This window comes from Ralstonia pickettii (genome assembly GCF_000607165.1).
Taxonomy (GTDB): Bacteria; Pseudomonadota; Gammaproteobacteria; order Burkholderiales; family Burkholderiaceae; genus Ralstonia; species Ralstonia holmesii.
The window spans coordinates 44,129-58,770 of the sequence record NZ_JFZG01000024.1; the positions used below are offsets into that span (position 1 = coordinate 44,129).

Sequence of the window (14,642 nt, forward strand, 5' to 3'; positions counted from 1 at the left end):
GCCGCAAGCTGAGCGGCGCTATCAGGAGGCGGCCGCCTCTGGCAACACATGCCGGAGGCGGCCGTTTTGCATTGCGGCGCAGCACGCAGATGCCGCATTGGCGCGATCCGTACGCGGGGTGCGCCTCGTCCTTACGTTGCCTTGCACGATCCGAGTGCGCGACCTAGCCTGTCTTTAGCGTGTTGAGGAAGTCCCTCGCCGGAGGTGCCCATGGCCCTTGCGATTGCGCTCGTGCTGATCGTCGTGCTGGCGGTGGGGTTTCACTTTGCCAGCCCGTGGTGGATCACCCCGATCGCCTCCAACTGGGTGCGCATGGACGACACGCTGACGATCACCATCGTCATCACCGGCGTGCTGTTTGTCGCCATCAACCTCTTCGTCGTCGCGGCGCTCCTGCGCTATCGCCATCGCGATGGCCAACCCAACCAACGCGCCGCCTACGAGCCGCACAACACACGACTGGAATGGTGGCTGATCGGCGTCACCAGCGTGGGTGTGGCCGCGCTGCTCGCGCCCGGCCTGTTCGTCTATGCCGATTACGTACGCCCACCAGCGAACGCCCTGCAGATGGAAGTGCTCGGCCAGCAGTGGCAATGGCGCTTCCGCTTTGCCGGCCCCGGCGGCAAGCTCGGCACGACCGACGTGCGCTACATCAGCAACAACAACCCGTTCGGCATGAACCCGGCTGACCCGAACGGACGCGACAACTACCTGATCGAAACGCCCGAGCTGCACCTGCCGATCAACCGCCCGATCCAGGTGCTGGCGCGCTCGCGCGATGTGCTGCACGACTTTTATGTGCCGCCGTTCCGCGCACGCATGAACATGGTGCCGGGCATGGTCACCACGTTCTGGTTCACGCCCACCAAGGCCGGCCGCTACGACATCCTGTGCGCGCAGCTCTGCGGTATCGGGCACTCCAACATGCGCGGTGTGGTGGTCGTGGAAGACGAGGCATCGTTTGCACGCTGGCTCGCACAGCAGACCACCTTTGAGCAGAGCCAGAAGGCGAAGGTGCAGGCCGCGTCCGGCGCTGCGGGCGGCGGTGCACAGGCATTGGCCGAGCAAGGCCACACGCTCGCCCAGGCCAAGGGCTGCGTCGCCTGCCACTCGGTGAATGGCAGCCCCGGCGTCGGCCCGACATGGAAGGGCTTGTACGGCTCCACACAGACCATGGCCGACGGCTCGACCGCAGTGGCCGATGAAGCCTATCTGCGCGCCTTCATCCGCGATCCGAAAGCGCGTGTGGTCAAAGGCTTCGCGCCCATCATGCCGAACTTCGACCTGAGCGAGCAGGAACTCGCAGCGCTGGTGGCGTACATCAAGGCGCAAGGTGGCGACGCAGCGGCGACCGCTGCAAAACCGTAGCGAGGAGAAACCATGTCCTACGCACAGACCGACCCCCACGGCCAGGGCCACGCACCGCAAAGCTTCTGGACACGCTACGTCTGGAGCCAGGACCACAAGGTCATCGCGGTGCAGTATTCGCTCACGGCCATCGCCATCGGGCTGGTGGGGCTCGTGCTGTCGAACCTGATGCGGCTGCAGCTGGGCTTTCCGGGCAAGTTCGCCTTTATCGACGCCAACCACTACTACCAGTTCGTCACCATGCACGGAATGATCATGGTGATCTACCTGCTCACGGCGCTGTTCCTCGGTGGCTTCGGCAACTACCTGATCCCGCTGATGCTGGGCGCGCGCGACATGGTGTTTCCGTTTCTGAACATGCTCAGCTACTGGGTGTATCTGCTGGCCGTGCTGGTGCTGGTGGCGAGCTTTTTCGTACCGGGCGGGCCCACCGGTGCGGGCTGGACCCTGTATCCGCCGCAGGCGATCCTGCCCGGCACGCCGGGCACCGAATGGGGCATCGTGCTGATGCTGGTGTCGCTTGGGATCTTTATCGTGGCGGCAACGATGGGCGGCCTGAACTACGTGACCACCACGCTGCAGGCGCGCACGCGCGGTATGACGCTCATGCGCATGCCGCTCACGGTGTGGGGCATCTTCATCGCGACCATCCTGGCGTTGCTGGCGTTTCCGGCGCTGTTCGTGTCGGCCATCATGATGTTGCTCGACAAGACGCTGGGCACCAGCTTCTTCGTGCCGGCGGTGGTATCGATGGGGCAGCAGCTCAAGCACAGCGGCGGCAGCCCGCTGCTGTTCCAGCACCTGTTCTGGTTCTTCGGGCACCCCGAGGTGTACATCGTGGCGCTGCCCGCCTTCGGCATCGTGTCGGACCTCATCAGCACGCACGCGCGCAAGAACATCTTCGGCTACAAGATGATGGTATGGGCCATCGTCATCATCGGAGCCTTGAGCTTCGTCGTCTGGGCGCATCACATGTTCGTGTCAGGCATGAACCCGTACTTCGGGTTCTTCTTTGCCACCACCACGCTCATCATCGCCATCCCGACCGCGCTCAAGGTCTACAACTGGGTGCTCACGCTGTGGCGTGGCGACATCCACCTGACCGTGCCCATGCTGTTTGCCATCGGCTTCATCAGCACGTTCCTGATTGGCGGGTTGACGGGGCTGTTCCTGGGCAACGTGAGCGTGGACATTCCGCTGTCCAACACGTACTTCGTGGTGGCGCACTTCCACATGGTGATGGGCGTGTCGCCGATCCTGGTCGTGTTCGGCGGGCTCTACCACTGGTATCCCAAGGTAACGGGCCGCATGCTGAACGACACGCTGGGCCGCGCGCATTTCTGGATCACCTTCATCGGCACGTACCTGATCTACTTCCCGATGCACTACCTGGGTGTGCTGGGCATGCCACGGCGGTACTACGCGTATGAGGGCTACAGCTTCATCCCGCCCTCGGCGCAGACGCTGAATACGTTCATCACCGTCATCGCCATCATCGTGGGCGTGGCGCAGTTGCTGTTCCTCTTCAACCTGGCATGGAGCCTCGTGCGCGGCAGGAAGGCCGAGGCCAACCCGTGGCGGGCAACGACGCTCGAATGGCAGACGCCGCAGACTCCGCCCGTGCACGGCAATTGGGGGCCCGCGCTGCCGGTGGTCTACCGCTGGGCATACGAGTACAGCCCGCCCGACCGTGTGGATGACTTCGTGCCCCAGAACGAACCGCCCACCGGTGCACCCGACCTGGGAACGGAATCCGGAACCGACATCCTTCACGCCGGCGGGGTGCGCACATGACGACCCTGCCCCGCCACTTTGTTCCCGATGCTTCGCCTGTATTGCCACCCGCGGGGCGCATTGGCCTGCGCGTCTTCATGGCCGTGGTGACGGCGCTGTTCTCGCTGCTGATCCTGGCCTATGCCATGCGCATGCGCGAGCCGGATTGGATGCCCGTTCCGCACCCCGTGCTGCTGTGGTGGAACACCGGCGTGCTGGCGCTGGCGAGCATGGCCATGGAACTGGCACGGCGCGCGCAGGCACGCCGCACGATCTGGCTGCTGGCGGGTGGCGTGCTTGCCGCGCTGTTCGTCTTCGGCCAATGGGCAGCGTGGCAGCAACTGTCCGCCACCGGGCAAGGCGTGGCAGTCAACCCATCCAACAGTTTTCTGTATGTGTTCACCGGCCTGCATGCAGCGCATGTCATCGGTGGCCTTGTCGTCTGGGCGGTGACGGTCGCGCGGCTGCGCAAGAACGCTGATCGCACCCAACGTGCCGTTGCCCTCTGCGCGACGTACTGGCACTTCCTGCTGGCCGTGTGGCTCGTGCTGCTGGCCGCAATGTGGTGGATCACGCCCGCATTCGTCAGCGCCATCTGCGGGCCGTTGTACGGAGCCACGCCATGAGCAACCCCACGCTTCCTACCGACTCGGCCAACGCCTTGCCCGAGGGCTGGCCCGGCATCGTCAACGACTGGTCGGGCGACCGCGAAACCTTCAAGGTGCCGTGGGGCAAGGCCATGATGTGGATCTTCCTGCTGTCGGACACCTTCGTCTTCAGCAGTTTCCTGATCGGCTACATGACGGTGCGCATGTCGACCACGGTGCCGTGGCCCGACACGGCCGAAGTGTTCGGCATGAAGATCGGCGGCGTGGAGGTGCCGTTGCTGCTGATCGCCATCATGACCTTCGTGCTCATCAGCAGTAGCGGCACCATGGCCATGGCCGTCAACTTCGGTTATCGGCGCAATGCAAAGCGTGCCGCCGCACTCATGCTGGCCACGGCATTGCTGGGGGTCTGCTTCGTCAGTTTGCAGGCGTTCGAGTGGACCAAGCTGATCGTGCTCGAAGGCGTGCGCCCCTGGGGCAACCCCCTGGGTGCAGCGCAGTTTGGCGCGTGCTTCTTCATGATCACCGGGTTCCACGGCTTTCACGTGACCTGCGGCGTGATCTACCTGCTGCTGGTCGCACGCAAGATCCGACAACCGGGCTTTGCCGAGCACGGCAACTTCCAGATCGTGGAGATCGCGGGCCTGTACTGGCACTTCGTCGATCTCGTCTGGGTGTTCATCTTCGCGTTGTTCTACCTGTGGTGAGGCAGCCATGAACCACACCGACCCATCCTCCACGCCAGCAGTGCCCGACACCCACGGCCAGCAGCACAGCATCAGCGTCTACCTGAAAATCTGGGGCCTGCTGTTCGTGCTCAGCACGCTGTCGTACCTGGTCGATTACTTTCGCGTGGAAGGCCTCACACGCTGGGTGCTGATCGTCGTTCTGATGATCGCCAAGGCGGGGCTGATCGTCTCTGTGTTCATGCACATGATGTGGGAGCGGCTGGCACTGGTGTACGCCATTCTCATGCCGCCGCTCGCGTTGCTGGTGCTGATGGTTCTGATGGCGGCGGAGGCGCATCACACGTTCGGGATGCGCATGTTGTTCTTCCACTGAGCTGCCTCTCGGCTGTCGCTTGACTTGCCGGCCCAGGCCGGCCCCACCTACCTTTTCCGTCCAGTATCAATCTGGTGAATGTCGCGCATTCACCAGCCGACTGGCGTGCCTCCTCGGTGCCCGCTACCTTCAGCGCACACCTACAAAAAACTGAGGAGACACCATGCTGCCCCACCCTACAACCATCGACGTGCGAGCGTGGCTCGACGGCCAACGCTTTTCCGCGTTCCAATGGCGCGTCGTTGCGCTGTGCTTCTTCATCGTCGCCATTGACGGCTTCGACACCGCCTGCGTCGGCTTCATCGCGCCGGCGCTCGTGCAGGACTGGCACGTCACCCCCGGCGTGTTGGGCACCGTGTTCAGTGCCGGCCTGGCGGGGCTGATGGTTGGGGCGCTTGCCTTTGGCCCACTGGCCGACCGCATCGGGCGCAAACGCACGCTGCTGCTCACGGTGGCGGCGTTTGGCGTTGCCACCGTGGCATCGGCGTTTGCGCCGAACGTCAGCGCGCTGATCGCGTTGCGGTTCCTGACGGGCCTTGGCCTGGGCGGCGCCATGCCCAACGCCATCGCCCTCACGTCCGAATACTGCCCGGAGCGCCGACGGTCCTTCCTCACCACGGTCATGTTCTGCGGCTTTACATTGGGCTCGGGCTTTGGCGGCATCGTCGCGGCGCAACTGGTGCCCGATTTCGGCTGGCGCAGCGTGCTGCTGTTTGGCGGCGTCGTGCCACTGGTGCTGGTGCCATTGATGGCCTTTGCGCTGCCGGAATCGGTGCGCTACTTGGTGTCCAGTGGTGCAGACAACACCACGGTCGGCAAGCTGCTCAACCGCATTGCGCCATTGGCCGTCACGCCCGACACGCGCTTCGCGCTGCATGAAGCCAAGGCGCCGGGGTCGCCGGTGCGGCAGCTCTTCCTGCCGGCTTTCCGCACGGGCACGCTGCTGCTGTGGACGGTGTTCTTTATGAGCCTGCTGATCGTCTATCTGCTGACGAACTGGCTGCCGACGCTCGTTCACGCGGGTGGCGTGTCGCTCGCGCTGGCGTCGCGCATTGCGGTGATGTACCAGGTGGGCGGCACCATTGGCGCGCTCATCATCGGACGGTTGATGGATCGGTACCCCGCGACGATCGTGCTGTGCGGCACCTACGGCCTGGGTGCCATATTCCTCGCCCTGACAGGCGTGACGCAAGGCACGATGCTCGCCTTTGCCGTCACGGGTGTGGGCTTCTGCATCAGCGGCTCGCAAATCGGCGCGAACGCATTCGCGGCCCAGTTCTACCCCACCGCCAACCGTGTGACAGGGATCAGTTGGGCACTGGGCGTAGGCCGTCTCGGTTCGGTGTGCGGTGCACTGGTGGGCGGCGTATTGCTGACGGCAAACATCGGGTTCCAGCTGCTGTTCCTGATCGTGGCGGTGCCGGCAGCAATTGCGGCGGTGGCCATCTTCCTATGCGGCAGCCAGGCAAAACGTACCGGCGCCGGGCAGGCATTGCCCATTGCCCCGGAAGGCACGTAAGCATTCGGCCTGTTGCGGGCGGATTACGGACCTCAAACAGTGGAGTGTCACTGTTTGAGGTCGAAAATTTCGACCTCAGAGCGCGGCGTTCGACAGTCCGAGAGCCGAACGCCAGCCCCAACCCGCCGAGCGCGACGGTCCGAGGGCGGATTGCGAGCCTCGGATCACGGAAGGGTCGAATGTTTCAGGGCGGAGCACGAGCCTCCAACAGTCGCGTTCGAGCCTTCGAGGCTGAAACGTCAGCCTCCGAACGCGGCAGCCGAGTGTTCGAGAGTGAGACACGCCACCCAGACGGTGGAGCTTGTCCATCAGAGCGCCATCGTCGAGCGATCGAGCCTGACGCTCGACCCTCGGAAGTTGGAGCATCAGTGTTCGAGCCTCAGTCCTGACGATCCCCAGTTGGAATTCGAATGTTCGACGGTGGAGCGATGCTCCAGAACTCGCAGGCAACGAGGCGGCACACCCTTGTGTCCTGCCTAGATAGCAAACATCTCGAACAGCAACTGCCGCAGCCATTGGTTGGCCGGCTCGCGGTGATTGCGCCCATGCCACAGCACATTGATGGTGATATCCGGAATCTTGGCCGGGCAAGGCGCCGTGGCAAGGTCAAACGGTTTGAGCGTGCGCGTGGCATAGGCCTCAGGCACCACCGCAATCATGTCTGTCGACTGCAGGATGTGCCCCAGCGCCACGAAGTGCGGCACACGCAGGCTCACCCGCCGCGACATCCCTGCCCGCAGGATGGTTGAATCCACCATGCCGTGGCCCGTTCCCTCGGCCACGATCGACACGTGCTCGGCTTCCAGGAAGCTCTTCATCGTCATGCCGTTCTTGGCGAGCGGATGGCCCTTTCTGAAGAGGCACACATAGCGCTGCTTGAACAGCCTGCGCTGGAAGAACCCCGCCTTCAGGTCCGGCAGAAAACCAATGGCGAGATCCACACGGCCGGCCTCCATCTCATCGCGCAGCGTGTCGGCATGGTTGCGCACCGTGCTGATGGTGACCCCGGGTGCGTCCTTCTCCAGGCGGCGCATCAGACTAGGCAGGAAGTAGATCTCGCCGATGTCCGTCATCGCAATGGTGAAGGCGCGTGTGCTCGTCTTGGGGTCGAACTTGGTCGTGGCATTGAGCGAGTTGTAGATCGCCCCGAGCGCGTAGGCGATGGGCTCCGCAAGTGTCTCGGCAAAGGGCGTCGGCACCATACCTTTGGATGTGCGGATGAACAGCTCATCTCCAAACAACTTGCGCATGCGGTTCAGCGCATTGCTGATGGCGGGTTGCGAGATGCCCAGTGTTTCCGCCACGGCCGAGACACGACGCTGCCGAAGCAACTCATTGAAGACGACCAACAGGTTGAGGTCGATGTCCTGCAGTTCCACCGCGTGTCTCCTCGTGTTCTCGCATTATCACTGCGAGTGATATGAGACATCAGGTTGCTTCTATTTATGTATGTCGTCAAGCGGGCCATGATGCTTCCACACAGAAAAACGACTAGCCCGGAGACACGGCATGGACGTCACCGTCACCCCACTGCAGCGCATCGTCAGCGCGCGCTCGGGCGATAACCTGCTCGAAGTCCTTCGCACCAACGAAGTCCCTATCTCGTATAGCTGCATGGCGGGCCGCTGCGGCACGTGCCGCTGCCGGGTCGTATCCGGCAATGTGGCCGTCACGGGTGGTGCCGACATGAACAGCCCCTCGGCCTCGGGCCAGATCGTGCTGGCCTGCCAGACCACGCTGGTAGAAGACTGCGCAATCGAACTGCCGGAAGTGGACGAAGTGGTCGTGCACGCCGCCCGGATCGTCAAGTCGAAGGTCGCGTCCATCGAGAATATGACCCACGACATCAAGCGCATCCGGCTGGATCTCGCCAAGCCGCTCGATTACTCGCCCGGCCAGTACGCCACGCTGCAGTTCACGCCCAAGCATGTGCGGCCGTACTCGATGGCCGTGGCCAACGAAGGGAGCACGCTTGAGTTCCATGTGCGTGTGGTGCCGGATGGCCGTGTCACTTCGTACATTGCCAGCGAACTCAAGGTGGGCGATGACGTGCGCGTGAGTGGCCCGCTGGGCACGGCGTATCTGCGCCGCCGGAATGCAGACCCGATCCTTTGCGTTGCGGGCGGCACCGGCCTCGCGCCCATTCTCTCCATCCTGCGCGGCATGGCCGATGCGCGCATGACCAACCCGGTACACGTGTACTTCGGCGTGCGCTCACCCATCGACGTGTACGGCACCCATTGGCTGGATGCGCTGCGCGAGCGCCTGCCGAACCTGCACACGCACGTCGTCATCACGACATCCAACACAGACCACCGCTACCGCTCGGGCGTCGTGACCGACGCAGTGGCGAGCGACTGGCAGAGCCTCACGGGCTGGCGCGCCTACCTGGCCGGCGCGCCCGTCATGGTGGACGCCGCGAGCCTGCTGTTGCGCCAGCGCGGCGTGCTGCCCGAACACATCTACGCGGATGCCTTCTACGCCGTTGGCGTCTGAAGCCGCACGCCCATTACAAGCCTCGGAGACACCCATGAAAGAGTCGACCCTCACGTTTTCCAGACCCGCCTGGAAAGACGATGGCTCCAGCCGGATTCCATTCCGCGCCTACACCGACGACGAGATCCACCAGCGCGAGCTGGAACGCCTGTTCTACAACGGGCACTGGTGCTACGTCGGCCTGGAAGCGGAGATACCCAACGCGGGCGATTTCAAGCGCACGGTGGTGGGCGAACGTTCGGTGATCGTCACACGCACGCAGGACAGCTCGATTGCCGTGGTGGAGAACGTCTGCGCGCACCGCGGCGTGCGCTTCTGCCGCGAGAGATCCGGCAACCGCAAAGACTTCACCTGCCCCTACCACCAGTGGAACTACGACCTGAAAGGCAACCTGATCGGCGTGCCCTTTCGGCGGGGCGTGAAGTCCGAAGGCAAGGTGCAGGGCGGCATGCCTGCCGATTTCGATCCGAAGGAACACGGCCTCACGCAACTCAACGTGGCCGTGCGCAACGGGGTCATCTTTGCCTCGTTCGACCACGACCTGCCGTCTTTGGAAGACTTTCTCGGGCCGACCATCCTTGGCTATTTCGACCGCGTGTTCGACGGTCGCAAGCTGAAGATCCTTGGCTACAACAAGCAGCGCATTCCGGGCAACTGGAAGCTGATGCAGGAGAACATCAAAGACCCGTATCACCCGGGGCTTCTGCACACGTGGTTCGTCACGTTCGGGCTCTGGCGGGCGGACAACAAATCCGAGCTGAAGATGGATGCGCTGCATCGCCACGCCGCGATGATTTCCACGCGCGGCACCGGCGGGAAAGGCGCCGTCACCAGCGGCGTCACCAGCTTCAAAGAGAAGATGACGCTGCACGACGACCGCTTTCTCGATGTTGCGCAGGAACCCTGGTGGGGCGGCCCGACGGCCGTGATGATGACCGTCTTCCCGAGCGTGATCATCCAGCAGCAGGTCAATTCCGTGTCGACACGACACATCCAGCCCAACGGCCACGGCTCATTCGATTTCGTCTGGACCCACTTCGGCTTTGAAGACGACACCGAAGAGATGACGCAGCGCCGCCTGCGCCAGGCCAACCTGTTCGGGCCCGCCGGCTTTGTCTCGGCAGATGACGGCGAGGTCATCGAGTTCTCGCAGGAAGGCTTTGAGCAGAAGCCGGGCCACCGCACCGTGGCCGAACTCGGCGGCCGCGAAGTGGGCGACACCGACCACATGGTCACGGAAACGCTTATCCGCGGCATGTACGAATACTGGCGCAAGGTGATGGAGATCTGACATGGCTGACGTGACTGACACGCTCGATTTCTCGACCTACCAGCAACTGCTGGCCCTCTATACCCGTTACGCCGCCGCCGTGGACAACGCGGCGTGGGATCAATGGACCGACCTCTTCGTCGACGACTGCACTTACAAGGTCCAGCCGCGCGAAAACTACGAACGCGGCTTTCCGCTCGCCACGCTGTCGTTCGAAAGCAAGGGCATGTTGAAGGACCGCATCTACGGCATCACAGAGACGATCTTCCACGACCCGTACTACCAGCGCCATGTGGTTGGCCTGCCCGAGGTCACGCATGTGGAAGGCGACCGCATTGAAGCGCAGGCCAACTACGCCGTGTTCCGCACCAAGCCCGATGCGTTGTCGACGGTGTTCAACGTCGGCCGCTACATCGACATCATCGTCCGCACCGAAGCGGGATTGAAGCTGAAGTCGCGCACCTGCGTGTTCGACAGCGAAATGATCCCGAACTCGATCATCTATCCGATCTGAGGTCTGCCCATGAGCAATACATCAACCACCACCTGGCTCAAGCTCATCAGCGTTGACGACCTGCCGGACGACGACGTGATTGCCGTCAGTGCCGGCGACGCGGAGATCGCGGTGTACCGCGTTGCCGGTGAAGTCTTCGCCACCGACAACGTCTGCACGCACGGCCACGCGCGCCTGTGCGACGGTTTTCTCGACGGCTACGAGATCGAATGCCCGCTGCACCAGGGCAAGTTCGACGTGCGCTCGGGCAAGGCGATGTGCGAACCGCTCACGACCGACGTGCGCACGTTCCCGATCAAGATCGAAGACGGCCACGTCTTTGTCGAGCTGTAAGGGGATGGCCATGACATCAACCACGCTGCAGACCGAGCGCGGCGCGTACTACGCGCAACTCGATGGCAAGCAACTGGCGCCGCTGTGGGAATCGCTGCATTCGCTGGTGCCGCGCGAGCCCAAGCCGCGCATCGTGCCCGCCATCTGGAAGTACAACGAGGTGCGCCCGCTGGTCATGCAGGCCGGCGCCGTCATCAGCGCCGAAGAGGCCGTGCGCCGCGTTCTGATCCTGGAGAACCCGGGGCTGCCGGGCAAGGCCAGCGTGACGTCCACGCTGTACGCGGGGCTGCAATTGATCCTGCCGGGTGAGATCGCGCCGAGCCACCGGCATACGCAATCGGCGCTGCGCTTCATTGTCGAAGGCCGTGGCGCGTGGACGGCCGTCAACGGCGAACGCACCACGATGCACCCCGGCGATTTCATCATCACGCCTTCGTGGACGTGGCACGACCACGGCTGCCCGACGCTTGAGGATGGTGGCGAACCCGTCGTCTGGCTGGACGGCCTCGACATTCCACTGGTGCAGCAGTTCGACTGCGGCTTTGCCGAGAACTACCCCGAAGCCCAGCAACCCGTGATGCGCCCGGAAGGTGACAGCTACGCGCGCTTCGGCCACAACATGGTGCCGGTGCGCCATCGCGTGACCGACCCCACGTCGCCGATCTTCAGCTACCCGTATGCGCGCTCGCTCGAAGCGCTCGACACGCTCTACCGCCACGGCGAACTGGACCCCTGGGACGGCGTGAAGCTGCGCTACGTGAATCCCACCACCGGCGGCTGGCCGATGCCGACCATCGCCACCTTCATGCAGTTCCTGCCCAAGGGCTTTGCGGGCAAGACCTACCGCAGCACCGACGCCACCGTCTACAGCGTGGTGGAAGGCCGCGGCACGGCACGCATTGGCGACGAGCAATTCGAGTTCGAGCCGCGCGACGTGTTTGTCGCGCCGTCGTGGGCGCCGGTGCAGCTCAACGCATCGGAGGACGCGGTGCTGTTCAGCTATTCCGACCGGCCCGTGCTGTCTGCACTGAATCTGCTGCGCGAAGCGCGTACCTGACAAGAACCCACTCCATTGCTCTTGCGGCGTGCCAGACGGCACCGCCGCCGGGCCGATTCACGCCTGACCCCTGCGCTTTGACCGACCACACTGAGCCCACCATGACCTACGTCTTCACGCCCCCTGCCCTCACCGCCGCGCCCGTTGCAGGCAGCCGCGACCAATTTGCCGTCCGCCGCGTCTATTGCGTCGGCCGCAACTACGCCGCCCACGCCCGCGAGATGGGCTACGACCCTGACCGCGAACCGCCGTTCTTCTTCTGCAAGCCCACCGACGCCATCGTGCCGGTGGCGGATGGTCAAACGCTTGAACTGCCGTATCCCTCGCAAACGCAGAACTACCACTATGAAGCCGAGCTGGTGGCCGTGATCGGCAAACCCGGCGCCGACATCTCCGTGGACACCGCGCTCGACCATGTGTGGGGCTACGCCGTCGGGCTCGACATGACCCGCCGCGACCTGCAGATGAAGATGCGTGAGATGGGCCGCCCGTGGGAAATCGGCAAGGCATTCGATGTGTCCGCACCGATGGGCCCCATCCATCCGGTCAGCAAGATCGGCCACCCGCAGCAAGCCGGCATCTGGCTGACCGTCAATGGCGAGACCAAACAGCGCAGCGATGTATCGCACCTGATCTGGTCTGTGGCGGAAACGGTGGCGTACCTGTCGCAGTTCTTCCGCCTGGAGCCGGGTGACGTGATCTTTACCGGCACGCCGGAAGGTGTCGGGGCCGTGAAGCCCGGCGACCGCATCGTCATGGGCGTGGATGGCCTGGGCGAGCTGAAAGCCTGCATCGTCTGAGCAGGCGCGCCATGCAGCTCTACAGCTTCTTCAATAGCTCGACGTCGTATCGGGTGCGCATTGCGCTGGCGCTCAAAGGGCTGCCTTACGAGACGCTGCCGGTGAACATCCGCACCGGCGAGCATCGCGCGGCAGGCTATGTGGAGCACATCAACCCGTCGGCGGGCGTACCGGCGCTCATCGACGGCGAGATGCAATTGAGCCAGTCGCTCGCGATCATCGATTACCTCGATGCGCGCCACCCCGAGCCACGGCTCATTCCGCTCGAACCGTTGCAGCGGGCGCGCGTGCTGGAACTGGCCAACGCCATCGCTTGCGACATCCACCCGATCAACAACCTGCGCGTGCTGCGCTATCTGCAAGACGTGCTGAAGGTCACGCCCGAGCAGAAAGACGCGTGGTATCGCCACTGGATCGACGAAGGCATGGCGACCGTCGAGCGCCTGCTCGCGCGGTACGGCACCGGCCCATGGTGCTTTGGCGATGCGCCGACGCTGGCCGACGTGGCGCTGGTGCCGCAGGTTGCCAACGCGCTGCGCATGGGGTGTTCGCTGGAGCGGTACGAGCACGCGATGACGATCTACCAACACGCCAGTGCGCATCCGGCCTTCAAGGCTGCCGCGCCGGCACAACAACCAGATTTCGCCGCCTGATGCACGTCACGCATCGCTGAAAAACAATCACAACGGAGGAGACCTCATGAACCTGCGCCACCTGGCGTTTCCCTTGCTGCTGGCAGCGCCCGCGCTTGCCGCCGCACAATCAGCAGCCCAGTCCGTGACGCTGTACGGCGTCATCGATACGGGCGTCGAATACGTCAACCGCATCGGCTCGGCCGGCAATAGCGTCGTGCGCATGCCCAACCTGAGCGGCACCGTACCCTCGCGCTGGGGCCTGCGCGGCACCGAAGACCTGGGCGGCGGCGCCAAGGCGCTGTTCACCTTGGAATCGGGCTTCGCGCCCGACAGCGGCACGAGCAACCAGGGCGGCCGCCTGTTCGGTCGGCAGGCGTGGGTGGGCCTGTCCAACAACTGGGGGCAGATCAGCCTCGGCCGTCAGTACACGATGCTGTTCTGGGCCACGCTCGATACCGACCTGCTCGGCCCCAACGCGTACGGTTCCAGCTCGCTCGACACCTACCTGCCCAACGCCCGCGCCGACAACGCCATTGCCTACAAGGGCAAGTTCGGCGGGCTCACGGTCGGTGCGACCTACAGCTTTGGCCGCGATGCCGTCAACGCCGGGCCCAGCCCGTCCGGCACCAACTGCGCAGGCGAAAACCCTGCCGACACGCGAGCCTGTCACGAGTGGTCTGCGCTGCTGATGTACGAGACCGGCAAGTGGGGCGTTTCCGCCGCGTACGATTCCCAGCGCGGCGGGCCCGGCGCGTTTGCCGGGTTGACGTCAAGCTCACTCAAGGATGAGCGCATGGCGTTGGGCGGCTATGCGCTGTTCGACCGCGCGAAGATCGGCCTGGGCTGGATCGGCCGCCGCAATGGCGCATCGGCCACGCCGCGCAGCGACCTCTTCTATGCGGGCGCCGCGTACGACCTGACACCGGCACTCACGCTCACGGGCGAGGTCTTCCACCTGCGGTTCCACAACAGCGCCAACAAGGCATGGCTGGGGGCGGTGCGCGCCAGCTACGCGTTCAGCAAGCGCTCGTCGGTGTATGCCACGGTCGGCTATATCGACAACCGCGGCAGCCTGGCGCTGTCTGTAGACAGTGCCGCCACGGGCGCCGCACCCGCCGCCGGCGGAAACCAGCTCGGCACGATGGTCGGCATCCGGCACGTGTTCTGACCGGCCATGAAAAAGGCCCGCCACTCTGTGCGAGTGAGC

The 14,642-nt window shown here is 64.1% G+C and carries 15 protein-coding genes; 14 read left to right on the forward strand and 1 reads right to left on the reverse strand.

Going from position 1 to position 14,642, the window contains the following annotated elements; genetic code table 11:
- Positions 1-210: 210 nt before the first annotated feature.
- The 6 genes from BG83_RS0117760 to BG83_RS0117785 all read left to right on the forward strand — a co-directional run bounded on the left by BG83_RS0117760 (position 211) and on the right by BG83_RS0117785 (position 6,330).
- The gene (locus BG83_RS0117760; protein ID WP_024977945.1) at positions 211-1,368 is read left to right on the forward strand and encodes a cytochrome c oxidase subunit II; all 1,158 of its coding nucleotides are present in this window, start codon (positions 211-213) and stop codon (positions 1,366-1,368) included.
- Between the two features lie 12 nt (positions 1,369-1,380).
- On the forward strand, positions 1,381-3,162 hold the full coding sequence (gene ctaD, locus BG83_RS0117765; protein WP_024977946.1) for a cytochrome c oxidase subunit I: 1,782 nt from the start codon (positions 1,381-1,383) through the stop codon (positions 3,160-3,162).
- Positions 3,159-3,767, forward strand: coding sequence for a cytochrome c oxidase subunit 3 (locus tag BG83_RS0117770; RefSeq protein ID WP_024977947.1), 609 nt, complete (start codon positions 3,159-3,161; stop codon positions 3,765-3,767). The genes ctaD and BG83_RS0117770 overlap by 4 nt, the downstream gene beginning before the upstream one ends.
- A complete protein-coding gene (locus tag BG83_RS0117775) occupies positions 3,764-4,456 on the forward strand; it encodes a heme-copper oxidase subunit III family protein (RefSeq protein ID WP_024977948.1) in 693 nt (230 codons plus the stop codon). Before BG83_RS0117770 ends, BG83_RS0117775 begins: the two co-directional genes overlap by 4 nt.
- A 7-nt stretch (positions 4,457-4,463) precedes the next feature.
- Positions 4,464-4,811, forward strand: coding sequence for a cytochrome C oxidase subunit IV family protein (locus tag BG83_RS0117780; RefSeq protein WP_024977949.1), 348 nt, complete (start codon positions 4,464-4,466; stop codon positions 4,809-4,811).
- 163 nt (positions 4,812-4,974) lie between these two features.
- The gene (locus tag BG83_RS0117785) at positions 4,975-6,330 is read left to right on the forward strand and encodes an MFS transporter (RefSeq protein WP_024977950.1); all 1,356 of its coding nucleotides are present in this window, start codon (positions 4,975-4,977) and stop codon (positions 6,328-6,330) included.
- Positions 6,331-6,806: 476 nt separating this feature from the next.
- Here the strand turns inward: BG83_RS0117785 and BG83_RS0117790 are convergent, their stop codons facing one another.
- Positions 6,807-7,709, reverse strand: a complete 903-nt coding sequence (locus BG83_RS0117790) for a LysR family transcriptional regulator (protein ID WP_024977951.1) — start codon at positions 7,707-7,709, stop codon at positions 6,807-6,809.
- 130 nt (positions 7,710-7,839) lie between these two features.
- Between BG83_RS0117790 and BG83_RS0117795 the strand changes: the two genes are divergently transcribed.
- From BG83_RS0117795 to BG83_RS0117830, 8 genes are all read left to right on the forward strand, one after another.
- Positions 7,840-8,826, forward strand: coding sequence for an FAD-binding oxidoreductase (locus BG83_RS0117795; RefSeq protein ID WP_024977952.1), 987 nt, complete (start codon positions 7,840-7,842; stop codon positions 8,824-8,826).
- A 34-nt stretch (positions 8,827-8,860) separates the two neighbouring features.
- A complete protein-coding gene (locus BG83_RS0117800; protein WP_024977953.1) occupies positions 8,861-10,117 on the forward strand; it encodes an aromatic ring-hydroxylating dioxygenase subunit alpha in 1,257 nt (418 codons plus the stop codon).
- A gap of 1 nt (position 10,118) precedes the next feature.
- A complete protein-coding gene (locus tag BG83_RS0117805) occupies positions 10,119-10,610 on the forward strand; it encodes an aromatic-ring-hydroxylating dioxygenase subunit beta (RefSeq protein ID WP_024977954.1) in 492 nt (163 codons plus the stop codon).
- A gap of 9 nt (positions 10,611-10,619) precedes the next feature.
- Positions 10,620-10,943 (forward strand): non-heme iron oxygenase ferredoxin subunit, encoded by a 324-nt coding sequence (locus BG83_RS0117810; RefSeq protein ID WP_024977955.1) that lies wholly within the window; start codon positions 10,620-10,622, stop codon positions 10,941-10,943.
- 10 nt (positions 10,944-10,953) lie between these two features.
- Positions 10,954-12,000 carry a gentisate 1,2-dioxygenase gene (gtdA, locus tag BG83_RS0117815; protein ID WP_024977956.1) on the forward strand — a complete coding sequence of 349 codons (1,047 nt, stop codon included), beginning with the start codon at positions 10,954-10,956 and terminating at the stop codon, positions 11,998-12,000.
- Between the two features lie 101 nt (positions 12,001-12,101).
- On the forward strand, positions 12,102-12,800 hold the full coding sequence (locus BG83_RS0117820) for a fumarylacetoacetate hydrolase family protein (protein WP_024977957.1): 699 nt from the start codon (positions 12,102-12,104) through the stop codon (positions 12,798-12,800).
- An 11-nt stretch (positions 12,801-12,811) separates the two neighbouring features.
- The gene (maiA, locus tag BG83_RS0117825) at positions 12,812-13,453 is read left to right on the forward strand and encodes a maleylacetoacetate isomerase (protein WP_024977958.1); all 642 of its coding nucleotides are present in this window, start codon (positions 12,812-12,814) and stop codon (positions 13,451-13,453) included.
- A 46-nt stretch (positions 13,454-13,499) separates the two neighbouring features.
- Entirely contained in the window at positions 13,500-14,603 is a 1,104-nt protein-coding gene (locus BG83_RS0117830) for a porin (RefSeq protein ID WP_024977959.1), read from the forward strand.
- The last annotated feature ends 39 nt before the right edge of the window (positions 14,604-14,642 follow it).